The sequence below is a fragment of the Arthrobacter sp. H35-D1 genome (assembly GCF_030063185.1).
Taxonomy (GTDB): Bacteria; Actinomycetota; Actinomycetes; order Actinomycetales; family Micrococcaceae; genus Specibacter.
In genome coordinates this window covers 647,044-670,515 of the sequence record NZ_JASISP010000001.1, presented here as the reverse complement: position 1 = coordinate 670,515, position 23,472 = coordinate 647,044, and the positions used below count along the sequence as shown (strand labels likewise).

General features: G+C 63.3%; 24 protein-coding genes and 1 pseudogene. 4 read left to right on the top strand and 21 right to left on the bottom strand.

Annotated features, from left to right (window positions below; genetic code table 11):
* Positions 1 to 169: 169 nt before the first annotated feature.
* Positions 170 to 1,207, bottom strand: coding sequence for a hypothetical protein (locus QMG25_RS03055; RefSeq protein ID WP_283457187.1), 1,038 nt, complete (start codon positions 1,205 to 1,207; stop codon positions 170 to 172).
* A gap of 190 nt (positions 1,208 to 1,397) precedes the next feature.
* Between QMG25_RS03055 and QMG25_RS03050 the strand changes: the two genes are divergently transcribed.
* On the top strand, positions 1,398 to 2,318 hold the full coding sequence (locus tag QMG25_RS03050; RefSeq protein ID WP_349307102.1) for an iron-sulfur binding domain-containing protein: 921 nt from the start codon (positions 1,398 to 1,400) through the stop codon (positions 2,316 to 2,318).
* Positions 2,319 to 2,452: 134 nt separating this feature from the next.
* Here the strand turns inward: QMG25_RS03050 and dhaM are convergent, their stop codons facing one another.
* The 11 genes from dhaM to QMG25_RS02995 form a co-directional block, all read right to left on the bottom strand.
* Entirely contained in the window at positions 2,453 to 3,190 is a 738-nt protein-coding gene (gene dhaM, locus QMG25_RS03045) for a dihydroxyacetone kinase phosphoryl donor subunit DhaM (RefSeq protein WP_283457185.1), read from the bottom strand.
* Entirely contained in the window at positions 3,187 to 3,837 is a 651-nt protein-coding gene (gene dhaL / locus QMG25_RS03040; RefSeq protein ID WP_283457183.1) for a dihydroxyacetone kinase subunit DhaL, read from the bottom strand. The genes dhaM and dhaL overlap by 4 nt, the downstream gene beginning before the upstream one ends.
* Positions 3,838 to 4,839 (bottom strand): dihydroxyacetone kinase subunit DhaK, encoded by a 1,002-nt coding sequence (gene dhaK, locus QMG25_RS03035; RefSeq protein ID WP_283457181.1) that lies wholly within the window; start codon positions 4,837 to 4,839, stop codon positions 3,838 to 3,840. It lies immediately after the preceding gene.
* A gap of 101 nt (positions 4,840 to 4,940) precedes the next feature.
* Positions 4,941 to 5,462 (bottom strand): amino-acid N-acetyltransferase, encoded by a 522-nt coding sequence (locus tag QMG25_RS03030; protein ID WP_283457179.1) that lies wholly within the window; start codon positions 5,460 to 5,462, stop codon positions 4,941 to 4,943.
* A gap of 82 nt (positions 5,463 to 5,544) precedes the next feature.
* A complete protein-coding gene (locus QMG25_RS03025) occupies positions 5,545 to 5,820 on the bottom strand; it encodes a hypothetical protein (RefSeq protein ID WP_283457177.1) in 276 nt (91 codons plus the stop codon).
* A gap of 24 nt (positions 5,821 to 5,844) precedes the next feature.
* A complete protein-coding gene (locus QMG25_RS03020) occupies positions 5,845 to 6,267 on the bottom strand; it encodes a TMEM175 family protein (protein WP_283457175.1) in 423 nt (140 codons plus the stop codon).
* A 293-nt stretch (positions 6,268 to 6,560) separates the two neighbouring features.
* Positions 6,561 to 9,050, bottom strand: coding sequence for an ATP-dependent Clp protease ATP-binding subunit (locus QMG25_RS03015; protein ID WP_283457173.1), 2,490 nt, complete (start codon positions 9,048 to 9,050; stop codon positions 6,561 to 6,563).
* 198 nt (positions 9,051 to 9,248) lie between these two features.
* Positions 9,249 to 9,578 carry a histone-like nucleoid-structuring protein Lsr2 gene (locus QMG25_RS03010; protein ID WP_283457172.1) on the bottom strand — a complete coding sequence of 110 codons (330 nt, stop codon included), beginning with the start codon at positions 9,576 to 9,578 and terminating at the stop codon, positions 9,249 to 9,251.
* Between the two features lie 96 nt (positions 9,579 to 9,674).
* Positions 9,675 to 9,827: a hypothetical protein gene (locus tag QMG25_RS03005; protein ID WP_283457170.1), complete on the bottom strand. Its 153-nt coding sequence runs from the start codon at positions 9,825 to 9,827 to the stop codon at positions 9,675 to 9,677.
* A 13-nt stretch (positions 9,828 to 9,840) separates the two neighbouring features.
* Complete coding sequence (gene lysS / locus QMG25_RS03000) at positions 9,841 to 11,289, bottom strand: lysine--tRNA ligase (protein WP_283457371.1); 1,449 nt, start codon at positions 11,287 to 11,289, stop codon at positions 9,841 to 9,843.
* 159 nt (positions 11,290 to 11,448) lie between these two features.
* Positions 11,449 to 12,495 carry a LacI family DNA-binding transcriptional regulator gene (locus QMG25_RS02995; protein ID WP_283457168.1) on the bottom strand — a complete coding sequence of 349 codons (1,047 nt, stop codon included), beginning with the start codon at positions 12,493 to 12,495 and terminating at the stop codon, positions 11,449 to 11,451.
* 242 nt (positions 12,496 to 12,737) lie between these two features.
* Here QMG25_RS02995 and uriH point away from each other — a divergent pair, with 242 nt between their 5' ends.
* The 3 genes and pseudogenes from uriH (at position 12,738) to QMG25_RS02980 (ending at position 16,093) form a co-directional block, all read left to right on the top strand.
* Positions 12,738 to 13,727 carry a uridine-preferring nucleoside hydrolase UriH gene (gene uriH / locus QMG25_RS02990; RefSeq protein ID WP_283457166.1) on the top strand — a complete coding sequence of 330 codons (990 nt, stop codon included), beginning with the start codon at positions 12,738 to 12,740 and terminating at the stop codon, positions 13,725 to 13,727.
* 62 nt (positions 13,728 to 13,789) lie between these two features.
* Positions 13,790 to 15,161, top strand: a pseudogene (uriT, locus tag QMG25_RS02985) (uridine transporter UriT).
* Positions 15,158 to 16,093 carry a ribokinase gene (locus QMG25_RS02980; RefSeq protein WP_283457164.1) on the top strand — a complete coding sequence of 312 codons (936 nt, stop codon included), beginning with the start codon at positions 15,158 to 15,160 and terminating at the stop codon, positions 16,091 to 16,093. The pseudogene uriT and the gene QMG25_RS02980 overlap by 4 nt, the downstream one beginning before the upstream one ends.
* Before the next feature lie 29 nt (positions 16,094 to 16,122).
* Here the strand turns inward: QMG25_RS02980 and panC are convergent, their stop codons facing one another.
* From panC to folE, 9 genes are all read right to left on the bottom strand, one after another.
* The gene (panC, locus tag QMG25_RS02975) at positions 16,123 to 17,133 is read right to left on the bottom strand and encodes a pantoate--beta-alanine ligase (RefSeq protein WP_283457162.1); all 1,011 of its coding nucleotides are present in this window, start codon (positions 17,131 to 17,133) and stop codon (positions 16,123 to 16,125) included.
* A 102-nt stretch (positions 17,134 to 17,235) separates the two neighbouring features.
* The gene (locus QMG25_RS02970; protein ID WP_283457160.1) at positions 17,236 to 18,162 is read right to left on the bottom strand and encodes a Rossmann-like and DUF2520 domain-containing protein; all 927 of its coding nucleotides are present in this window, start codon (positions 18,160 to 18,162) and stop codon (positions 17,236 to 17,238) included.
* Positions 18,152 to 19,777 (bottom strand): PH domain-containing protein, encoded by a 1,626-nt coding sequence (locus QMG25_RS02965; protein WP_283457157.1) that lies wholly within the window; start codon positions 19,775 to 19,777, stop codon positions 18,152 to 18,154. The genes QMG25_RS02970 and QMG25_RS02965 overlap by 11 nt, the downstream gene beginning before the upstream one ends.
* Complete coding sequence (locus tag QMG25_RS02960) at positions 19,777 to 20,298, bottom strand: PH domain-containing protein (RefSeq protein ID WP_283457155.1); 522 nt, start codon at positions 20,296 to 20,298, stop codon at positions 19,777 to 19,779. Before QMG25_RS02960 ends, QMG25_RS02965 begins: the two co-directional genes overlap by 1 nt.
* The gene (locus QMG25_RS02955; protein WP_283457153.1) at positions 20,291 to 20,806 is read right to left on the bottom strand and encodes a DUF3180 domain-containing protein; all 516 of its coding nucleotides are present in this window, start codon (positions 20,804 to 20,806) and stop codon (positions 20,291 to 20,293) included. The genes QMG25_RS02960 and QMG25_RS02955 overlap by 8 nt, the downstream gene beginning before the upstream one ends.
* Before the next feature lie 97 nt (positions 20,807 to 20,903).
* Entirely contained in the window at positions 20,904 to 21,440 is a 537-nt protein-coding gene (gene folK / locus QMG25_RS02950; protein WP_283457151.1) for a 2-amino-4-hydroxy-6-hydroxymethyldihydropteridine diphosphokinase, read from the bottom strand.
* On the bottom strand, positions 21,437 to 21,865 hold the full coding sequence (gene folB / locus QMG25_RS02945) for a dihydroneopterin aldolase (protein ID WP_283457149.1): 429 nt from the start codon (positions 21,863 to 21,865) through the stop codon (positions 21,437 to 21,439). Before folB ends, folK begins: the two co-directional genes overlap by 4 nt.
* Complete coding sequence (gene folP / locus QMG25_RS02940) at positions 21,862 to 22,836, bottom strand: dihydropteroate synthase (RefSeq protein WP_283457147.1); 975 nt, start codon at positions 22,834 to 22,836, stop codon at positions 21,862 to 21,864. Before folP ends, folB begins: the two co-directional genes overlap by 4 nt.
* Before the next feature lie 11 nt (positions 22,837 to 22,847).
* Entirely contained in the window at positions 22,848 to 23,432 is a 585-nt protein-coding gene (folE, locus tag QMG25_RS02935) for a GTP cyclohydrolase I FolE (RefSeq protein ID WP_502866339.1), read from the bottom strand.
* Between the last annotated feature and the right edge of the window lie 40 nt (positions 23,433 to 23,472).

The window sequence follows — 23,472 nt, the reverse complement described above, 5'->3', positions numbered from 1 at the left end:
TGGGCCGCGCGTTCCGCCAACCTGCGGGGTCTTGCGCTTCGCTCCTTTCACCGGGCCAGCGCCCTTGAACCCGGCGCGTGGATTGGCCAACTTCCATGCACGAACCCGATTCGGCAAGCCCTTGTCCCGTTACACTCCCGGGCGCCGAGCCGTGCGCAACTGTGCCGTCTCAGGGCTGGCCGGTGGTTTTTGTTGCGATGGCTTCCGGGCGGGACGGGCCGGTCAGTCCGAGGGTCTCCCTGCCGGCCCGTCCGATGCAGGCCCCAAACATGGAGGGAAATTTGTGGGGGAAAAGCCGGGTGACAGTGCCGTTGGAGAATTCAATGGCGGTCGCCAGCATGGCGTTGCGGCCCACGAGTTGGCCTGTCGCGGCGTGCAGTGCCATGTCTGGGTGTCGCTCCATGGCTTTGAGCCGGTCGGTTGTGTAGGAAATATCACGCGGCGTGTAGTTGGCCACCAAAGGACCAATCCAGTGTGCCACCGCTTGGCCGGCATGGGTGCCGGGGCCGCCCAGTGATTGGCTGACGCCGTTGATGAGGTCTCCCATCCATTGCGTGGCTGCCGGTCCTGACATGGAGACCAGCCGCATGGTGTCGGGATGTCCGTCTTCGCCGGTAAACTCCAGGACGGAGAAGAGTGCGTCGCCAAGAAGGTTGGAACGGGTGGTGCTGCTCATGCCCAATTGAGCGTTGGAGACTCCGTTGATGAAACCGCGCATGGCTGAAATATTGGCGGAGAACAGGTTGTCGCCTCCTGTCACATGGCCCAGGCTGATCCCGTTGGATTGGCCGAACATCCGCATGGAGTGGTTGAGGGTTCCCACAATGGCACCGGATGTGTCCTGGTCGAAGTGACGTTGGAGTTCGACGACATTTGCCGTGCGGACACTCAAGCAGGAGGCGTCCGCGCTGAAGGCCGTTTCGTGGGGAAGATTGGCCAATGCGGTCAGTTCTTCATGGATGCTGCGTGAGTAGGCGAAGTCAGTTTCGTTGAACGCGACTGCTTTGCGCCAGGCATTGATGCCGCTCAGCAGCAAAGGGACGCCGATGACGGCGAAGAGTACGGTGGGGAACATCCACCCTGCGCCTTCGCTGGCACTGAGATAGAGAAAAAGCATCGCCAGTGCCGTGAGAACGACTCCCCAAACTGTTCGAGTGGTGCGCAGCATGGTGCGTGCATGGTGGGAGAAGGGGGCTCTGACTGACATATTCGTGCTCCTTGTGCGACGTGACGTCACTGTCGGTGTTCGCTTTTGATGCTACGGGGTGCCTAGGACATGGTGCGGGACCTTTGCGCCCGTAGGGTTGAGTGGGACAGAATTTGAAATAGACCTATCCCTTCCTACCTGTTTGGCCGGGACGGCCAAACAGCACACCAGCACACTGCAAGGAGATCGGGTGTATCAAAAAATCAAGGCATGGTTCCTGCACGAGGCCAGGGATTTGCCTTGGCGCGGGGGCTGTTCGGCCTGGGGTATCCTCGTCAGCGAAATCATGCTCCAGCAGACCCCGGTGGTGCGGGTGCAACCCGTCTGGGAGGAATGGCTGCAACGCTGGCCCGCACCTGCCGACTTTGCCGCAGCCCCTGCCGCGGACGTGCTGCGGGCGTGGGGACGGCTGGGTTATCCGCGCCGGGCGCTTCGGCTGCACGCTGCTGCACAACAAATTGTCGATCAGCACGGCGGGGCTGTGCCTGACACCTATGAGGAGCTTCTTGCACTGCCTGGGGTTGGCACCTACACGGCCGCGGCAGTGGCGGCCTTTGCCTTCGGCCGCCGAACAACTGTGGTGGATACAAATATCCGCCGGGTCCATGCCCGCCTTGTCATCGGCCAGGCCTTGCCAGCGCCGGCGCTCACGGCCGCTGAAATGGCGTTGGCAACAGAGCTGCTTCCCCTTGACACGAACGAATCGGTGTTGTGGAACGCCGCCGTCATGGAATTGGGGGCGCTCGTTTGCACGGCCAGAAGCCCCAAGTGCGACTCTTGCCCGGTCATGGAAAACTGCGCCTGGATCGCCGCCGGCCAGCCCGAACCCACCTACATTCCGAAGGGCCAGCCGTGGGCAGGCACCGACAGGCAGGTCCGCGGCGCCGTCATGGCCGTGCTGCGTGCTGCAAGATCCCCAGTGCACGCCGACCTTTTATGGAACGTGGAAGCCGCGCAAACTCAGTCTGGTCCCATGGCACAGCTGGCACCCCCGCTAAGCAAGCTGCACGAGCTGAACACGCATGCACCCCAGCTTGAACGCGCGCTGGCCGGCTTGGTGGCCGACGGTCTGGCACAACTTTCCGACGCCGGCTACCAGCTCCCTGCCTGACCCCACCCCTGGACGCTCCTGCAGTTTCGGGTCATTTTTCAACAACGCTCCTGCAAGGGATGCGGGAGCGTTCCCTTTTTGGGCCCCGAATGTGCAGGAGCGTCTGTTGGGCGGGCGGGGCGGGCGCGGGCAGGTCAGGTCTCCCCGAAACCGGCCTCGACTTCGGAGCGCACCAGGTCAACGGCCCGCTGCGCATCCGGCCCCGTGGCCGACACCGCCAGTTCAGTGCCCTGTGCCGCGCCCAACGTCATGAGCATCATGACCGACTGCCCGTCCACGCCATTGATCTCAATCTCCACATCCATGGCGCCCAGCTTGCCCGCCAGCGCCGCAGCAGGCCGCGCATGCAGCCCCATGGGGTTGATCAGCGTGAGCACCGCAGCCACTTCGCCACCGGTGTCCGCCCCATCGCTTTCGCAGCCACCCACGACGTCGGTCCCCGCGCCTTTCGCTGCCGGGTCGCCGGCAGCGGGCGGCCCGTCTGCAGCAGCCCCGCTCGGGTCCAGTGCCGTTTCGGCGGCCTTGCACACCACGTCGACGGACGCACCCGCTTGGGCAGCAACGGCTGCGGCGACCGTCCCCTCCACCAGCGGCGCGTCGGCCAGGCACACCTTTTCCGGGTTGCCCAGGAATTCAAGGGCCGATTCGGCCGTCATGACAGCCGAGCCCAGGTCGGTCAAGACCACGGCGCCGTCTCCGGCGTCTGCCATCCCCAAAGCGGACATGACCTTCTCCAGTGAGGTTCCCAAACCGCCGTCGTCCATGCCGCCGGCGGGAACGAGCACCACGTCCGGGGCCATCTGCGCTGCCAGCTCAACGACGCCTGCGGCAAGCTGGGCGCTGTGGGAGACCACCACCAGCCCAACGCTCACGACTCACCCCCCGCTGCCAAAGCGGCAGCCCGCAGGATCATCGCCGAGGACACGGCGCCCGGGTCGCGATGCCCGATGGCCCGCTCTCCCAAATAGCTTGCCCTGCCCTTGTGCGCCACGAGCGGGTCGGTCGAGACGGCACCGGCCTCGGCAGCAGAGGCAGCCGCGGCCAGTACCGCGGCAGGCTCGGCACCGTCGGCCGCAGCGTTGGCCGCCGCGTCGACGGCGGGGGTCCACGTATCGATCATGGTCTTGTCGCCCACTTCGGCCTTGCCTCGGGCCGCCACCCCGTCACGGGCAGCCGCCAGCGCTGCAGCAAGCGTGGCCGAGTCAAGGACGGGCGCGTCGCCCACCGCCGTTGCCGCGCGCAGATAGGCCGTGCCGTACAAGGGCCCGGCTGCCCCTCCAACCTTGGACATCAGGGTCATGGCTGCCAGCTTGAAGGCGGCACCCGGGGTGGTCGGCAGTTCGGCGTCAAGCTTTTCCACGACGGCGCTGAAGCCGCGGTCCAAGTTTTCCCCGTGGTCGCCGTCGCCGATGGCCCTGTCCAGCTCACTCAACAGCACCCGGTTTTCAGCGACAACGGCGGCACTTCGGCGCAGCCAATCGATCGCCCAGGCAACATCCAATGCAGTGGTGTTGCTCATTTACATCCCCCATCGCAGTGCCGGCGTGTTCACTGGCGCGTCCCACAGCTCGGTCATTTCATCATCAAGGCGCAGCACGGAAATCGAGCAGCCCTGCATTTCAAGAGCCGTGATGTAGTTGCCCACAAGCGAGCGCTCAACCACCAGCCCGGCCTCTGCAAGCACCTTCGCTGCGTGCCTGTACACGATGTACAGTTCGCTGATTGGGGTGCCGCCCATGCCGTTGACAAACAGCAGCACCTTCTCTCCAGCGGCCGGTTTAAGGTCCGTCAGGATGGGTTCCAGCAGCCTGTCGGTGATGCCGTCGGCGTTTTCCATGGGTATCTTGTGCCGGCCCGGCTCCCCGTGGATGCCGATGCCAATCTCAATCTCGTCCTCGGCCAGTTCAAAGCTGGGCACACCTGCGTGCGGAACGGTGCAGGCGGCAAGGGCCACGCCCATGCTGCGCACATTCTCGTTGACCCGGTTGCCGATGGCTGCAACGGCGTCGAGGTCGTCCCCTCGCTCGGCGGCCGCCCCGGCGATCTTTTCCACCAGAACCGTGCCCGCCACGCCCCGGCGGCCGGCCGTGTACAGCGAGTCCTCCACGGCGACGTCGTCGTTCACCAGCACTGTGCGCACGTCCACGCCTTCAGCCTCGGCCATTTCGGCGGCTGTTTCAAAGTTGAGCACGTCGCCGGTGTAATTCTTGACGATATGCACCACGCCGGCACCGGCGTTCGCTGCGATGGTGGCGGGGATGATCGCATCGGGCGTGGGCGAGGTGAACATGGGCCCCGGGACCGCGGCATCCAGCATTCCGTAGCCGACGTATCCGGCGTGTAATGGTTCGTGGCCGCTGCCGCCGCCGGAAACCAGACCGACTTTTCCGGCGCGCGGGGCGTCCTTGCGGGTGACGAACAAGGGGTCGGGATTGACTTTCACATGCGCTGCGTGCGCCTGGCCAAACCCTTCAACCGATTCATCGACCACTGCTTTGGGATCATTGATGAGCTTTTTCATGACGATACTCTCCGATTCACTCAGCGAACTTTTAGGCACTCAGAAGCCCGGCGCCTGCCTTGAACACTACCCGGACGTCGTTGCCGTTGGTAGCCTTCGCGCTACAGGTTGCAGATCATCCTGGTGTTGCCCAGCGTGTTTGGCTTGACCCTGGCCAGGTCAAGGAACTCCGCAATGCCTTCATCGGCCGAACGCAGCAGCTCCGAGTAGACGGCCGGGTCCACAACGCTTTGGTCGGCCATGACAGTGAAGCCGTTGCCGAGGAAGAAGTCCACCTCGAACGTCAAGCAGAACAAGCGGCGGATGCCCAGCGCCTGGGCATTTTCCATCAGCTTCTCCACAAGCGTCCGGCCAACTCCCTTGCCCCGCCAGGCACCGTCTGTGGCAAGAGTGCGGATTTCCGCCAAGTCTTCCCACATGACGTGCAGCGCCCCACAGCCCACAATCTTCCCGTCCACCTCGGCAATGAGGAACTCTTGGATGGCCTCAAAATAGGTGACGGATTCCTTGGAAATCAGGATTCGTTTTTCAGCCAGCGGGGCAACCAAGGCCTTGATCGCGTGGACGTCGGAGGTGCGGGCAGGCCGGAGGACAACAGCAGAGGCAGCGGTATCAACAGTCACGGCTTCAGTCTATGACCCTCGCAGCGCCATGTCCCGACGCTGCCGCCGGCGCCGCCAACTGAAACCGGGGCCAGCTTGCCAGCTATTGGCCACCTGTTCCATCACCCATCGCCCGCACAAACTGCCTCATCCGCCACTTGCCCTGCACCACCGAAAGTGGCCAAATCAGTATCCATCCGTACATGGCCCACACAGGGTCCACAAACGCTACAGGAATTGAAAGCAAGAATATGACCCACACGGGATCGGTGCCGTGCAGCACCAGCCGGTACAGCGGCTCGTCCACCCACTCGTGCAACAGCCCCGCATTGTGGGCATGCTGCCAGGTCCAGCTGCCGGCCAGCATGAGACCGGCCACCGTGATCGCATACAGAATTGGCGGTCAGGGCGAATTCGCCGCTTCCTTGAAAAGAATCGAGGCGGGCACTGGCAGGAAGACCACGAAGAAAAGCAACAGCAAGTTGAGCACCTGCAGTTTGCCGTCGTAGGCCCTGATCCCGCTGAAACGGCGGTGGTGGGTCATCCATATGCGACCCACCAGGACAAAGCTCAGGATGAAGGCCGCGAGGGACGGAACCCTCGCAAGCAACGCTTGGTCGTATCCGTGCCGCGAGATCTCAGCCGGCAGCTCCGGCAGTTTAAGGACCAGGGCCAGCAGCGTCATGGCGATGGCAAACACGGCGTCACTGAAGAACACGGTCCGTTCCGTCTCGATGCCGTGCTGCATGCGGCGGGCATGCTCCAGCGACCCGGCAGCCGCCGGCACCTTGGAGTGTCGTCCGAAGATACCCACAGTTTCCAACATAGGCGCCCAAGCGCCTCCCCGCCAGCCCCTTGGACCGGGCCGTACTGGAAGGCCATCGCAGCAGTCCCCGCCACCTGACGGCGAAGATGCGTAGTTTTCGGCGATGACGGGGCCACGCTGCCAGCTGACGGACAAGAAACGCCGTTTTCGCCAGTTGGCCCCTTCATTGGCGAAACGGTGTGGCGTGGACCCGTTTTCGGCAGGTAAAAGGGCGCACAACCCGCTGGTTGTGCGCCCTTCATCGTGCTCCACTGCCAAATTTCGCTGCGTTACCGCAATGGTGCGGAAGGGCCTTAGGCGGAGGCGGTGATGGCCTCGGGTACGTGCGGCTTGGCCGCGCCCACAAACGTGAACTTGGCTTCGTCTCCCTCGCCTTCAACATCCACCGTGATCATGTCCCCATCCTTGAGCTCACCAAAGAGGATCTTCTCGGAAAGGTGGTCCTCGATCTCGCGCTGGATGGTGCGGCGCAGTGGCCGGGCCCCCATTGCGGGGTCGTAGCCCTTGGTGGCCAGCAGGACCTTCGCCGCGGCGGAGAGCTCAATGCCCATGCCCTTGTCGGCCAGCCGGGACTCGAGGCGGGCAACCATCAGGTCAACGATCTCGATGATCTCGTCCTGAGTCAGCTGCGGGAACACCACCACGTCGTCCACACGGTTGAGGAACTCGGGGCGGAAGTGCTGCTTGAGCTCTTCAGTGACCCGTGCCCGCATCCGGTTGTACCCGGTCTGTGTGTCCGCACCCGACTGGAAGCCGGTGGGGATCGCCTTGGAGATGTCCCGCGTTCCCAAGTTGGTGGTCATGATGATGATGGTGTTCTTGAAGTCCACCACCCGGCCCTGGCTGTCGGTCAGGCGGCCGTCTTCGAGGATCTGCAACAAAGAGTTGAACAGGTCGGCGTGCGCCTTTTCAACCTCGTCGAAGAGCACCACGGAGAACGGGCGACGACGAACCTTCTCGGTCAGCTGTCCGCCTTCTTCGTAGCCAACATATCCGGGAGGGGCACCAAACAAACGCGAAACGGTGTGCTTTTCCGAGTACTCGGACATGTCAAGGGTGATCAGCGCATCTTCATCGCCAAACAAGAACTCGGCAAGTGCCTTGGCCAGCTCGGTTTTACCAACACCCGTGGGTCCAGCAAAGATGAACGAGCCGCCGGGACGCTTGGGATCCTTCAGCCCGGAACGGGTCCGTCGAATGGCCTTCGAGATCGACTTGATGGCCTCATTCTGGCCAATCACGCGCTTGTGGATTTCATCTTCCATCTTCAGCAGACGCGTGGACTCGGCCTCGGTCAGCTTGAACACGGGGATGCCGGTGGAGTTGGCCAGCACTTCGGCGATGAGTTCCTCATCCACCTCGGAGATTTCATCCAGGCCGCCGGACTTCCACTTCCGCTCCTTCTCACCACGCGCGGTGATGAGCTTTTGCTCGTCGTCGCGCAGGGACGCGGCACCCTCGAAGTCTTGGGCGTCGATGGCGTCTTCCTTGCGCTTCTTTACCTCGGCAATTTCACCGTCCATGGCCTTGAGTTCCGGTGGTGCCGTCATGCGGCGGATGCGCAGGCGTGCACCTGCCTCATCGATCAAGTCAATGGCCTTGTCCGGCAGGAACCGGTCCGAGACGTACCGATCCGCCAGGGTCGCCGCCGCCGTGAGTGCGCCGTCGGTGATGGAGACACGGTGGTGGGCCTCGTAGCGGTCGCGCAGGCCCTTGAGGATTTCAATGGTCAGCGGAACCGTGGGTTCCTGCACCTGGATGGGCTGGAAACGGCGTTCCAGTGCGGCATCCTTCTCAATGTGCTTGCGGTACTCGTCCAAAGTGGTGGCACCGATGGTCTGCAACTCGCCGCGGGCCAGCATGGGCTTGAGGATGGACGCAGCATCGATGGCGCCCTCGGCGGCACCTGCACCAACGAGGGTGTGGATCTCGTCGATGAACAAGATGATGTCCCCGCGGGTGCGGATTTCCTTGAGCACCTTCTTCAGCCGCTCCTCGAAGTCGCCGCGGTAGCGCGATCCGGCCACGAGGGATCCGAGGTCAAGGGTGTAAAGCTGCTTGTCCTTGATGGTTTCGGGCACGTCGCCGCGCACGATGGCCTGGGCCAATCCTTCAACAACGGCCGTCTTGCCAACGCCAGGCTCACCAATGAGAACGGGGTTGTTCTTGGTGCGTCGGGAGAGGACCTGCATGACGCGTTCCATCTCATGCTCGCGCCCTATGACGGGGTCAAGCTTGTTTTCCCGGGCTGCCTGGGTCAGGTTCCGACCAAATTGGTCAAGCACCACGGAACCGGCCGGCTGGCCTTCAGGCTGTCCGCCACCGCTGGCTACAGGCTCTTTGCCCTGGTAGCCGGAGAGCAGCTGGATGACCTGCTGGCGCACACGGCCCAAGTCGGCGCCGAGCTTCACCAGCACCTGCGCGGCAACGCCTTCGCCTTCACGGATCAGCCCGAGCAGGATGTGCTCGGTGCCAATGTAGTTGTGGCCCAGCTGTAGCGCCTCGCGCAGCGAAAGTTCAAGCACTTTCTTGGCGCGCGGGGTGAAGGGGATGTGCCCGCTGGGAGCCTGCTGCCCCTGTCCGATGATCTCCTGGACCTGTTCGCGGACGCCGTCCAGCGAAATGTTCAAGGACTCCAGGGCCTTGGCGGCAACACCTTCACCCTCGTGGATGAGGCCGAGCAGGATGTGCTCGGTGCCAATGTAATTGTGGTTGAGCATGCGGGCCTCTTCTTGGGCCAGCACAACAACGCGTCGGGCTCGGTCGGTAAATCGCTCAAACATTTTCGCCACACTCCTCTTACTGCGTACTTTGATGCTACGCAGTACCAGCCCGTCATGGGGGCTTGTTCGCCACAGGGGAAATATCAACATCTTGCGCCGGCGCACATTTCGAGCATTAAAGTGCGACGGCGGGACCTCCCTTGCGTGGAGGTCCCGCCGTAGCGCCGGGCTGCTTTGGCCCTGGAAAGTGTTGCGTTGCTACCCCTGTGCTGCGTAGTAGGCGTCACGGATCTCGGCCTGGATGCGGCCGCGCTCTTGGACTGTGTAGCCGTTGTCGCGGGCCCAGGCACGAATTTGTGCAACATCGCTTTTGCCCTTGGGTGCGGCGGGGCCACGGCCGCGAACAGCCCTTCCACCGGCACGGCGGCCGGCACCAATGTACTTATTCAAGGACTCGCGCAATGCCTGGGCATTGTCTGCGGAAAGGTCAATCTCATAACTGATCCCATCAAGCCCAAAGATGACATTCTCATCTGCCGGGCTCTGATCAATATCGTCAACGAGCGTGACATGAATTTTCTGTGCCATGGGTGGGTATCGCCTCACATTGATTTGATGAATACAACTCATCAAATTATGGGTTGAAAATCCCTTCACGTCAAAGAAAGATTCACGGAAACTCTCTTATCCTCCATGTTCGGAGCTGGAATCTGCTTCATGTTCGGCTTTCGCCAAAGCATCGCGCTCGGACTTGTCGGCATTGAATATTGCTTTCATGGCGAAGTAAAAAAGAGCTCCGACGCCTACTGAAGGCAGGATAACTGCAACATATTCCATAACCTTGTCGCTCCTACTCGGGTTTCATCAAGGGGAAGAGAATGGCTTCACGAATTCCCACTCCCGTGAAAAGCATGACCAGGCGGTCAACGCCCAGTCCCAGGCCACCCATGGGAGGGGCACCGTATTCCAGGGCTCGCAGGAAGTCTTCATCCAATTGCATGGCCTCGGGGTCCCCTGCTGCCGCAGCCAGCGACTGTTGGGCAAGGCGGTCGCGCTGGATGACTGGATCAATCAGCTCCGAAAATGCCGTTCCGGTTTCCCGGCCGTCAATAACCAGGTCCCAAGCTTCGATCAGACTCGGCTTCTCCCGGTGCGGGCGCGCCAGCGGTTGGGCCGAGGGCGGGTAATCACAAACAAAGGTGGGCTGAATAAGCGTCGGTTCGACAATTTCACCAAAGAGTTCGGTGACCAGCTTCTCCGCATCCCACGCCGGGTCAATTCCAATCTCGTGCTTCCCCGCAATGTCACGCAATTCCTGCGCGGTGGTGTCGGGGGTAATCTCAACGCCCACGGCATCGGAAAGACCCTTGTAGACCGGCAGCCACGGCCATTCGCCGTCAAGCTTGATTTCGCCGCGCTCAGTTTTAATGACACGGGAACCGGTGGCATCCGCCGCGGCAAGAATAATGCGCTGCATGGTTTTTGCCATCGTAAATTGGTCGCCGTACGCCTCATAAGCTTCCAGCATGGTGAATTCCGGACTGTGAGTTGAGTCAACACCCTCATTGCGGAAAATGCGTCCCACTTCAAAGACTTTGTCCAGGCCGCCCACCACTGCTCGCTTGAGGTACAGCTCAATGGCAATGCGCAGCGTCATCGGCTGATCGAATGCGTTCAGGTGCGTGTGGAAGGGTCGGGCCGAGGCTCCGCCGTGAACCAGCTGCAAGATGGGGGTTTCCAGCTCAATGTAGTCTTCGCCGTGCAAAGTGTCCCTAATGGCTTTGACGATCGCCGACCGGGTCTTGACCTGCTCGCGAGCGCTGTCGCGGACAATCAAGTCCACGTAGCGTTGACGCACCCGCGTTTCCTCGGAAAGTTCCGCGTGCAGCACAGGCAGCGGGCGCAGCGCCTTGGCAGCCATGGACCACTGCGTTGCCATGATGGAGAGCTCACCGGTGCGGGAGCTGATGACCTCACCCTTGATGAAGACATGGTCGCCCAAGTCAACCAGGGCTTTCCAGTCAGCCAGGGACTCTTCACCAACATTGGCCAGTGAGAGCATGATCTGCAGGCGCGCACCAGCCCCGGATTGCATCGTGGCGAAGCACAGCTTGCCCTTGTTGCGCACAAACACCACGCGGCCGCTGACACCGGCAATGTCACCCGTGGCGGTGTCGGCTTCCAGATCCGGGTACTTGGCCCTGATTTCTTCCAGTGTGTGGGTCCGAGCCACACCCACCGGGTAGGCCTCATTGCCTCGTTCAAGCAATTTGGCACGCTTGTCCAAGCGGACAAGCATTTGCTCAGAGGCGTCACTAAGTTCAGGGGTCAGGGTATTTTCTGCGCTCACGAGATACTAGCTTAGATGGTGAATCTGGGTGAATCCTACGTGCCTGCACTGGCGCCTTCATGGGCACCTGCATTGGCACCTTCACAGGGACAACGAATTGGCGGGCGTTCACGCTTCAGAATCCACCACGGTGGAGCCGCGGACCACCAAGGTGGCCTCGAGCGTCATGTGCAACTCGGTGATCTTCTCCCCCGCAATCAACTTCAACAATTGCGCTCCGGCCAGGCTACCCAGTTCCACTGCGGGCAGGTGAACTGTGGTCAGTCCGGGATTGGAGGTCTCCGAATAGGGCAGGTCGTCGAAGCCGGTGACCGCCAATGTTTCCGGCACTCGCACGCCGGCCACGCGGGCTTCCTGAAGCACCCCGTAGGCGTGCGTGTCCGTGGCGCAGACGACGGCGGTCACCCCGCCCACGGACCAATCCGGCCACAGCTTGGTGAATGCGAAGGCGGCCGCGCCAACGTCGACGGTTGTGGTTCCAGCGGCCACAACAGCCACTCCTAGCCGGTCGGCTTCGTGGTAAAAGGCGGCCCGGCGAACCCTGAACGTTTCGGTGCCTGTGGCACTGTCCAGGTAGCCGACCTTTTTGTGCCCTTGCGCGGCCAGGTGTCCGGCCAGCAGCTTGGCCCCGCGGGCCACATCGAAGTTGACCGACGGCGCATCGCTTTCGATCCCGGCCGCGTCCAGGAGCACCAACGGATCACTGGTTCGGAGCTCCGTTAGAAACCGCGCGCTGGGAGCGTCGACAAGCAGCCCTGCCGGCCGCAGGGCCAGCAGCCTTCGCACGTCGGCTGGCTCGGGAGTCTGCCCGGCTTCAGTGACCGAGAGCAACAGTTGGAAGTCTGTCCCGAGCGCCTCCCTGACACCGGAGATGACCTTTGCATAGAACGGGTTGGAGACATCCGGGGCAATCAGAAACACGATGCTGCTCCGACCCTTGGCCAAGGAGCTGCCCAGCCCATTCACCACATAGCCAAGCTCGGCCACCGCGGCATCCACCCTGGCGATGTTCCCAGCCGAGACCCTACCCGCCGTTTTCCCGCTTGTCACCAGGGAGACGGTGGCCGCTGAAACCCCTGCCCGGGCAGCGACCATGGCTGCAGTGACGCGGCGAGACGCGGCACTGCAGGACTGGGGTGTTGTTGGCGGCTGCATGGATAAATCGTATCGTTGCCGCCGATTTGTCGCCGCATCACGGCCGTATCACTGCGGCACCACTCCTGCACCACTCCTGCGCCACTGCTGCACCACTTCTGCCGGACCACTGTTCGTCAAGCGCTTGACGTAAAGTACGTTAAGCGCTTGACGTCGGGTTTGCCCGATGCCAGAATGAATCCGGCGCACGATCCCGGCTTTCCGGAATCGCCCCAACATCGCCCCAACGACGTGGAGAAAAAGTGAACACGGAACAACGCCCTGCCCTGCGGAACGCAGCCGCCAAGCCCCGCAAGATCATCCTTGACTGCGACCCTGGCCATGACGATGCCGTGGCCCTGCTGCTGGCCCACGGCAACCCGAACATTGAGCTGCTGGCAGTGACAACTGTGGTGGGAAACCAGACCCTTGACAAGGTCACCCGCAATGCACTGAGTGTTGGCACCATCGCCGGCATCACGGGAGTGCCTTTCGCCGCAGGCTGCGACCGCCCCCTCGTGCGAAGCATTGAAACGGCGCCGGACATCCATGGCGAAAGCGGCATGGATGGTCCGGAGCAGCCCAAGCCAACCATCGAGCTGGACCCGCGCCACGCCGTCGACCTCATCATTGAGACCATCATGGAGCACGAGCCCGGAACAGTGACCCTTGTCCCCACGGCGGGATTGACCAACATTGCCATGGCCGTTCGCAAGGAGCCGCGCATCGTTGAACGGGTGCAGGAAGTGGTCCTCATGGGCGGTGGCTACCACGTGGGAAACTGGTCCCCGGTGGCCGAATTCAACATCAAGATCGATCCCGAAGCAGCCCATATTGTGTTCAACGCCGGGTGGGAAGTGGTCATGGTTGGCCTGGACCTCACCCACCAGGCACTGGCCACCCCCGAAGTTGTTGCCGCCATCGAGGCCGTGGGCACCAAGCCGGCCAAGTTCGTCATGGAATTGATGGACTTCTTCACCAAGACCTACAAGGACAACCAGGGTTTCGACTACCCACCCGTCCATGACCCGTGCGCCGTCGCGTATGTCATTGACCCCACCGTCATGACCACCCAAAAAGTCCCAGTCGACATCGAACTGACAGGCACCTTGACCTTGGGCATGACGGTGGCCGATTTCCGCTCCCCCGCCCCTGCCGACTGCAAGACCGCCGTGGCAGTTGCCCTTGACCACGAAAAGTTCTGGAATCTTGTCACAGACGCCCTGGTGCGCATTGGCGAGGTTGGGCAGTGAGCTCCTCCCCCCTGCCGGGAAAGTCCGGGGCGCCCAGCAAGCCCGGCAACGTCACGGCCCTCATGGTCGCCCTGCTGAGCGCTTGCCTGGCCTTTCAACTCAACGCTTCCATGCTCAGTCCGGCGCTTGTCACCATGGGCGAAGAACTGCAGACCGACCAGGCCTCGATCGGGCTGTCCCAGACCTGGTTCTTCACGGCGGCAGCCGTCTTTTCACTGTTCCTTCCGCGCCTCAGCGACATCATCGGCCGCAAGAAGGTCCTCATTTTCATGATGGTCATGATGGGCATTGGCTCCGTCATTTCCGCGTTGGCTCCGGACATCACCTGGCTCTTTGTTGGGCGCATCATTCAAGGCGTCAGCGGACCCACCGTTCCGTTGTGCTTGATCATGCTGCGCTCGGCGGTCAAGGACCCCAAGAAGTACGGGGCATTCATGGGGCTGATCACCGCCGTCAACGGCGGCATCGCCGGCATCGATTCCTTCGTGGGCGGCTACTTTGCCGAACACTTCGGCTTCCGCAGCATCTTCTGGCTCATGGTCGCCATCGCCGCGATCGCCACCGTCCTGATCGTCCTCCTGGCCGGAGAAAGCAAGCCCGGCGAAGGCACCAAAATGGACTGGCTTGGAGTGTTCTTCATCGTCATTGCCGTTGGCGCCCTGCTGACGGGATTGAATGAAGCCACCAAGCTGGTGGGCGGCATGGCTGCCGGCCCGCTGGTGACCGCCTTGGTCCTTGCGGTGGTCGCCGTTGTTGCTTTCACGGCCTTCTGGACCGTGGAGAAACGTTCCACCCACCCCATGGTCGAGACGGTCCATCTGCGCCACCGTTCCACATGGGCCCCGCTGCTGACAACCACGCTGACAATGACAGGCATCTTTGCCGTCATCAACGGCATTGTGCCGGCATTCGTGCAGGCTGCGGATCCCGGTTTTGGGATCGGGGCAACCCAAATGAGCCTCTTGATTTTGACCCCCTACGCGTTGCTGGGCTGGCTCTTCGGACCCATCACCGGACGTCTGGCACCAGTCTTCGGCTACACCACGATGCTGCGGGTCGGCCTGCTGGGGCAGCATCGCCGCCTTGGCGATTGTCGGTTTCCCCGGGCTGCACAGCCTTCCATGGATGATCGCCGGCACGGTCTTGCTGGGCATCATGTACGCCGGTACCGTGAACATCATGCTCAACGGCCTGGGCGTGGTCCTCTCCCCCGAGGGCAACCCCGGTTTCCTTCCGGGCATGAACGCCGGAGCTTTCAACCTTGGCGCCGGGCTCAGCTTCTTGGTGCTGCCCGCCATCCTGGTGGCCACGGCCCCCTTGGGCGGCCAAGGATCATATGTGACGGTGGTCATCGTTTCCATTGCCATCACGGCTGCGGCCTTCGCCGCGTCCCTGCTTGTGCCCAAACCCCTTGATGCGGAGGTTGCACCATGACCACGAAAAAGATTGTGGTGGCCGGTTCACTCAACGCCGACCTGACCATCTACTGCCAACGGCTGCCCCTCCCGGGCGAGACCCTCCACGGCAGCGGCTTTGCCGTCAATCCGGGCGGCAAGAGCGCCAACCAAGCGGTGGCCGCCGGCAAGCTGGGCGGTCGCGTCACGCTGATCGGCGCCGTGGGCAGCGACCCCAACGGCGACATGCTGCTGGCCTCCACCGCCGGTGCCGGTGTCGACGTCGGCCATGTCCGCCGCGTCGACGAGCCGACGGGCGTTGCGGTCATTTCCGTGGAGGACAGCGGGGAGAACAGCATCATCATCTCCGCCGGTGCCAACGCCACTTTGGCCCCCGACGACATGGACCCGGCAGTGTTCAAGGGTGCCGGCGTCGTGTGCCTGTGCCTGGAAGTTTCCCCGGAAACTGTCTTGGCCGCTGCCCAGGCCGGGCACGACGCCGGTGCAACGGTGCTGCTGAACCTCTCACCCTACGCCCCGATTGACGACGCGCTGGCACGTCTCACCGACGTGCTGCTGGTCAACTCCCATGAAGCCTCGCAGTTTCTTGGCGGGATGGCCATGCCGTCTGCGGAGGCACCCGTCTCCGATTGGCTGGCTGCGACAAAAGAGTTTGCAGAACGCGGCCTGTCCAAGGTGCTGCTGACGCTGGGCGCAGCCGGCTCCGTGGTGCTGGATTCAACCAATACGGCCGAGCCCGCGGTGCGGATCGCCCCCACGAACGTGGTTGCGGTGGATACAACCGGCGCCGGCGACGCGTTCACCGGCGCGACGGCGGCGCGCCTGGCCGCCGGGGACACTCTCGCAGCGGCTGCGCGCCATGCCTCTGTGGCAGCAGCCCTGGCCACCACCAAAAAGGGCGCCCAGGCCGCCTACCCGAGTGAGGCGGAAGTGGCGGCAGCGCTCGGGTAGGCGGTGGACCGGCCCGTCCTTGGAACGCGCTACCCCAGCAGCATGTTGTCGATGAGGCGGACGGGGCCGACGGTGGCGGCAATGAGAACCAACGCGACGCCGGTGAACGGGGTGTCCTGGCAGTTTTCAGCCCGCACGGCCAAGGTCCGCGGGTCCACCACTTCCAGGTAGTCCAGTTCGACGCCGGGTGCGCTGCGCACCAGGGCTTCGGCGGAGGCCGTGTCCAGGGGTTCGTGGGCGTCCGCGCGCCGCTTGAGCATCCGCAGTGCGCGAGAGAGCACGAGGGCGGAGTCGCGCTCCGCAGCGGAGAGGAAACGGTTGCGGCTTGACAGTGCCAAGCCGTCGTCGTCGCGGACAATCGGCACTGCCACAATTTCCACGGGGAAGTTCAGCTCCTCCACCATGGAACGGACCAGGGCCAGCTGCTGCGCATCCTTTTGGCCAAAATAGGCCCGGTAGGAGGGACGCCCGGCGTCGGGGGCTGCCAGCCCGGTCTCGGGCATGCCCGCATGCAGCAATTTGGCAACGGCTGTCAGGGCCCCGTCAAAGTGCCCGGGACGGGCGGCACCCTCGAACGTTTCACCCATCTTTCCGGCCGCAATCCGGACGGAAGGCTCGCCGTTCGGGTACATCTGCGCCACGTCCGGGGCAAACATGAAGTCGACGCCGGCTTCCTCCAACAAGTCCAGGTCCGCCTCGGTGGTGCGAGGGTAGCGGGCCAGGTCCGCGGCGTTGCCAAATTGCAGCGGGTTGACGAAAACTGTGGCCACCACCACGGAGTTTTCCGCGACGGCTGCACGAGCCAGCTCGGCGTGTCCGGAGTGCAGGGCGCCCATGGTTGGGACAAGGCCAAGCGTCCCGGCCGTTTTGATTGCAGCAGTATTCTCCGGTGCTTTCTTCTCCGGGGCCGGCTTCCCTGGGGACGTGTTCTCCGGGCGTGCCGCCCCGCCCGTGGCACGTGTCTGCCCGGCCCGCAGATGCAGCAACGCCGCTGTCGCGGCCTGTAGTTCGGCAATGGTGGTCACCAGTGCAATGCTCATGGTTTCTGCTCTCCATCGCTGTCTTTGCGTACTCCGGCGCTCGGCCGGCTTCCTGCCGGTGTCTGCCAAGCCCGGACAGCCATGCCCCGGACCGGATCCATCCTAGGCGCCGCCGGACGCCTCGGGGATTTCGCCGTCGTCGTTGGCCAGGGCCGCCTGAACACCAAGATACGCCTCGGCGGAAAGCAGCCGGCGGCGGGCGGCGCGGGTGGCGGTTGCCGCCGACATGGCCAGATATGCCTCCAAGATGTCCGCGGACTCCGTGTCCAGGGCGTGTTCGCGCAGGGCCGCCGAATGGGCGGCCACCGTACCGGCGTCGCCGCGGGCCACCGGGCCGGTCAGGGCCGACTCCCCCGAAGCGAGCGCATTTTCCAGTGATGCGCGCAACAGCGGGCCCATCACTTGGTGGGGCGACTCCACGCCGATGTCGCCCAGGATTTGCGCGGCTTGGGCCACGAGCGTGACAAGGTGATTTGCCGAATGCGCCAAGGCTGCGTGGTACAGGACACGGTCGGCCTCGGCAATGACCACCGGCTCCGCCCCCATCTCCACCACCAGGGCCTGGGCGATGGGCAGCATGGCGGGCTCGGCCGTGACGCCAAAGCAGCAGTCGGTGAGTCGGGCCAAATCAAGGCTCATGCCGGTGAACGTCATGGCCGGGTGCAGTGCCAGCGGAATCCCGCCGGCGGCCTTGACCGGGGCGAGGACACCCGTGCCGAACCGCCCCGAGGTGTGCGCCACCAACTGCCCCACCTGCCATGCACCCATGGTGCCCAGCCCAGCCACCAGTTCAGCGAGAACGTCGTCCGGCACGGCGAGGAGGACAAGCTCGGCACGTTCCACGATGTCCGACACTTCGAGGACGGGAACCCCCGGAAGCAGGAGCTCGGCACGTTCCCTTGAGGCTTCCGAGACGGCGGAAACTCCGACGACGGCGTGTCCCGTTGCGCGCAAGGCGGCGCCCAGAACGGCGCCCACCTTGCCTGCTCCAATAATGCCAATGCCGAGTCGGCCCGGCTTAATCGCCACGATTTTGCTCCTGCGGGGGTAGGTCATGCGGATGTTCTTGCGGGGGCTCGGCACGCTCGGCCACCGGGTGGGCGGGTTCGGCATGCTCGAGCATTGGATCGGGCGACCCGGCAGGCTCGGCCACCGGTGCCGGATCGTCGTCCGGTGCCAGCCATTTTTCCCTGCGGTGGATGCGGCGGGCAGTGGCGGCGCGGGCTGCTTGCTCGGCAAAGAGCCGTTGTCCGTTTTCCACCGACAGGTGGTGCACGAGCGGGCGGACGGGGCCTGCGGTTGAATGCAGTTCAAAGTCCACCAGGCCCAGGGCAGCCATGAGTGGTCCCTGGCGCAGTCCCAGCGATTGGGTGTGTTCGTGGGGCACCACCTGGAGGTTGCGGAAAATCACCCCATGCCGACAGAGCAGGGCCGTCTCGGTGGCGCGAAAGGCGTTGTGGCGCCAGGCGAGGGGGTCGATCCACCGGGCAGAGCGCGGCGAGTGCACAAATCCTTCAGCGGACCCCGGCCCCTGCAGCCCGGCGGCAAACACCGCAAAGGGGTTATCCACGCCGGGGTCCGGGAACACCAGTCCCAGCACCGCCATGACCTCATCCAGGGTGCCGACCGGAAGCAGCACGGAACGGGAGCCCCCGTTCGAGGAATCCGCGCCGTAGCCTGCCACATTGATGTGGACCCGGTACCAGCCAAGGGGCCGCCACACTGGGCCCTGGCTGATGCCAACCGCTTGGACACGGCCGGGCGGAATGGTCTGGGCTCGGGTCTCCAGCATGCCGTAGTGCAGCCGCACGCCGTCGGGTGAAAGGGCCACCCGGAAGTTGAAGTCCCCCGTAATGCTCTTCCAGTAGCTGGCGCCAATGCCGATGAAAATCGGAACACCGGCCACCAAGATCGCGGGCTCCCCGCTCCAGACAACCGCCACCACGGCGGCCGCCACGACGCACAGTGCAAAAATCGTGGTGCTGCTGAATATTGCCGCAGCGATGATGCGGCCAGGCTTGAGCGCCAAGACATGCGTCTCCGGCGCCTCGTGCACCTCCCCCGGCGACTCAGGGTCGCCCGCCACCCCCGAGGCACGGGCAAGAATGGCCGCTCGGAGCCGTTGTGCCTCCGGGAGTTTGAGGAAGGAGAGCTTCATGGCCGACTTCCCGCCGTCGGCCACTTCAAACTTCAGTTCCGCCAACCCAAATACCCGCGCCAACAGCGGCTGCACCACATCGATGGCCTGGACCCTGTCAATGCGCGCCCTGCGCTGCTGCCTGAAGACAACCCCCGAGTTGATGTGCACGTGCTCATCCGTGACTTGGTAGCGAGTGAATCGCCAGGACAGGAAAAACGCGCTCCCGAAGACCACCACCGCGGCAGCCACCACGGCAGCTATGACAAGCACAGGCGCGCCTGCTGTCTGGGCCAAGGAACCGGGATTGCCGTCCCAGTGCCCCGAAAAGACGTTTTCAAGCGAGTTGCGGCCAAAAATAAAGATGACGGCAGCCACCGCGACCCAGCCACGGACCAGCGGGGAAACGGGGTGCACGCGGTGCCACGTAAGTTCATCGTCGGGGCGCAGGCCCACGCCGTTGCCGGATTGGTCTTGCACCGATTTCCCGTTAACGGCTTCATCCATCACAGGCCGGCCAATTTTGCCTCACCGCGGGCTGAAAGTTGTTCGCGCAATCGGGCGGCCTCGGGTGCAGGCAGCCCGTTGAGAAGTGCGTTCGTGCCGGGCGAAGCCGTGTGCAGGTGAATGGTGCTCAGCCCCAGCATGCGCTCCAGCGGACCCATCGTGACATCGACGTATTGCATGCGCCCGTACGGGACCACCATGACACGGTGGAACAATATGCCGCTGCGGATCAACAGGTCGTCGTCGCGCTCGGCGTAGCCGATGGCCCGCACCTGGCGTGGGATGAGGATCATTTCCCAGATCATCACTATGACCACCACTGCCGGTGCCGCCCAGGCCAGCCATGCGGGATAACCGGCCCAGACACCTGTCAGCTTCAGGACAAGTGGCACCGCCGTCAGAGCCAAAAAAATCAAGGCTCCGACACCGCTGGAGATGAACCGTGCCGTGATGAGCTTGTCCGACACCCGCAGGAACACCACGTCGCCGGGGTCGATCGCGCTGCTGAGCTGCTTAGGCAAATTCTTCCTCCCCGCGGCCGTCATGCTTGGGCCGAGTTTTCGTTGTGGGTTCGTTGTCCTCGGGTGGCAGCTTGCAAAAACGTTCCACGACAACCCCCACGACCACCATGACCACGGCCCCCGCCATGAGGGTCACCATCTGCCAGATCACGGCGAGGTCCGCGCGCATGGCGATGGTGGGGAACTGGTCAAGCAGGATCCCCGTGTGCCAGCCAAACAGCACGGCACCGGCATAGGCACAGGCCTGGGCCAGCACCACCGTGCGGGCCGCCAGCAGCGGATCGAGGACCTTGTCTCGTTTGCCGTCGCGCCAGCGGCGGACCTTGAATCCAAGAACCAGGCAGACAACAACTATCAGCCCCATGGTGATCAAGGAACTCAACGGCAAAACCGGCAAGGCAAGACTGGCGCGGGAGGTCAGTTCGGTGGCCGTCCAGCCGATGGCGGCCGTGACAATGCCCACGGCAGCCAACCATGCAGGCCTGATGGTCCGCATTGTGCTATTCATTGCTGCCTCATCGATTCGCGTTGGGACTACATAATTCAACCGTACTGGGTTTTTCCCAATTTGGAATTCCCGCGGCCCATGGTTTTTGGTGGCGGGTTTAAAGTTCCTGTGCCACGTCCCGCTCCAAGGGCTCATCCTGGGCATGGCTGATGCCGGCCATGTCTTGGGCGGCGGCTGCTAATTCGGACACCGGCTTCCCGGCCAAGATGGCATTGGGTTCCATCAGCGACCACGGGTACAGCACAAAAGCCCGCTCAGCTGCGCGGGGGTGCGGCAGCGTCAGCACGGGATCGGCACTTGCTTCGTCCCCGTAAACAATGATGTCAACATCGAGGGTGCGTGCCGCCCAACGCACTTCACGGGTCCTGTGATGGGACTGTTCAACGCTCTGGCAGTGCGCCAAAAGTTCCTTCGCTGCCAGCGTTGTATCCACGGCAATGACCATGTTCAGGAAGTCCGGCTGCCCGTCGGGTCCGCCTACGGGCTTGGTGGTGACCACGGGGGAAACGTTTTGCAGACGCACCTCGGGCCGGTCCACCAATTCGGCGACGGCGCTTTGCAGCGTCCCTTTGCGTTCGCCGAGGTTGCTCCCCAGGGCCAGGATGGCCCGTGTCAGCCGTCGCTCGGCAGTCATGCCGTGCCCGCGTGCGCCGCATCCAACCGCTCACCGGGCTGTTCCGTGCCCACGTGCTCCCGGGACCTGAAAACAGTGACGTTCACGTCGCCGAAGGGCACCTGGATGGGTGCCTTGGGCTTGTGGACGGTCACTTCAACGGCATTCAGCACGGGGAAATCGGCAAGAATCCGCTCCGCCATGCGGACGCTGAGCGTTTCAATCAGGTCGTATGCTTCACCTGTGACCATGGAAACTACCGTCTCCGCCACGGCTCCGTAGTTTGCGGTGAGCATGAGATCGTCCGTGGCTGCGGCCCCTGTGACGTCAAGGTGCAACACCACGTCGGTGATGAACGGCTGGCCATCCCGTTTTTCGTGTGCAAACACGCCATGGTAACCAATGGCCGTGACGCCCTTGAGCGTGATCAAATCCGTGTGGGTCACTGCTCGTCCCGGCTTGCCTGCTCATCGCTTTGCGCAGCCAAAAGCCGTGCTTCGCGGTTTTGCTTGCCCAGCGACAGCCTGGCCGCAACCTTGGCAGCGTCAAGGCTCGCTCCGACGTCGTGCACGCGAACACCCCATATGCCCTGCACCCCGACAAGGGCTGTCGTGGCGGAAGTTGCGTCGTCGCGTTCCTTGGGGGCGGCGGCCTTTCCGGCACTGGTCAGCAATGTGCCAAGGAAGCGCTTGCGAGAGGTCCCCACCAAAATTTTGTTGCCCATGTCCACTACTTCGTGGAGGTTCGCCAGCAGTTCCCAGTTCTGCTCGGCGTTCTTGGAAAAACCGATGCCTGGGTCGAGGATGAGTTTTTCCGGCACGACTCCGGCGGCATAGAACCTTTCACGCACCTCGCCCAGCTCGCGCACCACGTCCCGGACCACATCCGTGTACTGCGTCAAGGAGTCCATGGAACGGGAGTCCCCGCGGCTGTGCATCAACACATAGGGCACCTGGCGCTCGGCAACCAAGGCAATCATGTCCGGATGGACGTTGGCGCCGGAGACGTCGTTGACCATCCCCGCCCCGGCCTCGATGGCCAGGGCGGCCGTGGACGCGTGGCGCGTGTCGACGCTGACAAGCGCACCGGCCTTGGCCAGGATTGAAATGACGGGCAGGATGCGCCGCTGCTCTTCAACTTCGTCAACATACTCGGCACCCGGGCGGGTGGATTCCCCGCCGACGTCGATGATGTCGGCACCGCCGTAGAACATGCGCAACCCATGGGCAATGGCGGTTTCGGTGGAATCGTACTCGCCGCCGTCGCTGAACGAATCGGGGGTGCAGTTCAATATCCCCATGACAACTGCACGGTCCTTGGGCAGCTTTTCAAAGCTGGCAATGGACCGGCGGGCCCGCAGGACAGGCAGGGGTGAGGTGGCCGGGCCTGTACCCGGTGCGGCGGCGAGGGAGTCCATGGTGTGTTTAGTTACCTTCCGAGAATCAAGCTCATGGCTTCGGCCCTGGTCGCGGGCTCGTGAAGCAGGCCGCGCACAGCACTTGTGACTGTCTTGGCCCCTGGTTTGCGCACGCCCCTCATGGACATGCACATGTGTTCACACTCGATCACCACTATGGCGCCTCGAGGCTTCAGATGCTCCATCAGGGCATCGGCGACCTGACTGGTAAGCCTTTCCTGCACTTGCGGGCGCTTGGCAAAAATATCCACCAGCCGGGCGAGCTTGCTCAGCCCCGTGACCATGCCTGCCTCGGACGGAATGTAGCCAACGTGGGCGGAGCCGTGAAACGGCACCAAATGGTGTTCGCACGTTGAGTAGAACGGGATGTCCTTGACCAGCACCAGTTCTTCATGGGCAATGTCAAAGGTGACTCCCAAAACATCCGCCGGGTCCTGGTGCAGGCCGGAAAACACTTCGCGGTAGGCCTTTGCCACGCGCTTGGGCGTGTCAATCAGCCCGCTGCGTTCCGGGTCTTCGCCGATGGCCAGCAGAATCTCCCGCACTGCCGCCTCGATGCGCGGCAGATCCACTGGGTGTTGTTCTGCCGGGGGCAGGGCGTCACCTGCGGTGTCGCCCTGCCCGAACCCGGTTTCG

Bases quoted from the DNA above. Each gene is read 5' to 3' on its own strand.
- QMG25_RS03055 (WP_283457187.1), bottom strand. From the start codon at position 1,207: ATGTCAGTCAGAGCCCCCTTCTCCCACCATGCACGCACCATGCTGCGC.
- dhaL (WP_283457183.1), bottom strand. From the start codon at position 3,837: ATGAGCAACACCACTGCATTGGATGTTGCCTGGGCGATCGATTGGCTG.
- dhaK (WP_283457181.1), bottom strand. From the start codon at position 4,839: ATGAAAAAGCTCATCAATGATCCCAAAGCAGTGGTCGATGAATCGGTT.
- QMG25_RS03020 (WP_283457175.1), bottom strand. From the start codon at position 6,267: ATGTTGGAAACTGTGGGTATCTTCGGACGACACTCCAAGGTGCCGGCG.
- QMG25_RS03015 (WP_283457173.1), bottom strand. From the start codon at position 9,050: ATGTTTGAGCGATTTACCGACCGAGCCCGACGCGTTGTTGTGCTGGCC.
- QMG25_RS03010 (WP_283457172.1), bottom strand. From the start codon at position 9,578: ATGGCACAGAAAATTCATGTCACGCTCGTTGACGATATTGATCAGAGC.
- QMG25_RS03005 (WP_283457170.1), bottom strand. From the start codon at position 9,827: ATGGAATATGTTGCAGTTATCCTGCCTTCAGTAGGCGTCGGAGCTCTT.
- lysS (WP_283457371.1), bottom strand. From the start codon at position 11,289: ATGCTTGTCCGCTTGGACAAGCGTGCCAAATTGCTTGAACGAGGCAAT.
- QMG25_RS02995 (WP_283457168.1), bottom strand. From the start codon at position 12,495: ATGCAGCCGCCAACAACACCCCAGTCCTGCAGTGCCGCGTCTCGCCGC.
- QMG25_RS02980 (WP_283457164.1), top strand. From the start codon at position 15,158: ATGACCACGAAAAAGATTGTGGTGGCCGGTTCACTCAACGCCGACCTG.
- panC (WP_283457162.1), bottom strand. From the start codon at position 17,133: ATGAGCATTGCACTGGTGACCACCATTGCCGAACTACAGGCCGCGACA.
- QMG25_RS02965 (WP_283457157.1), bottom strand. From the start codon at position 19,777: ATGGATGAAGCCGTTAACGGGAAATCGGTGCAAGACCAATCCGGCAAC.
- QMG25_RS02955 (WP_283457153.1), bottom strand. From the start codon at position 20,806: ATGAATAGCACAATGCGGACCATCAGGCCTGCATGGTTGGCTGCCGTG.
- folK (WP_283457151.1), bottom strand. From the start codon at position 21,440: ATGACTGCCGAGCGACGGCTGACACGGGCCATCCTGGCCCTGGGGAGC.
- folP (WP_283457147.1), bottom strand. From the start codon at position 22,836: ATGGACTCCCTCGCCGCCGCACCGGGTACAGGCCCGGCCACCTCACCC.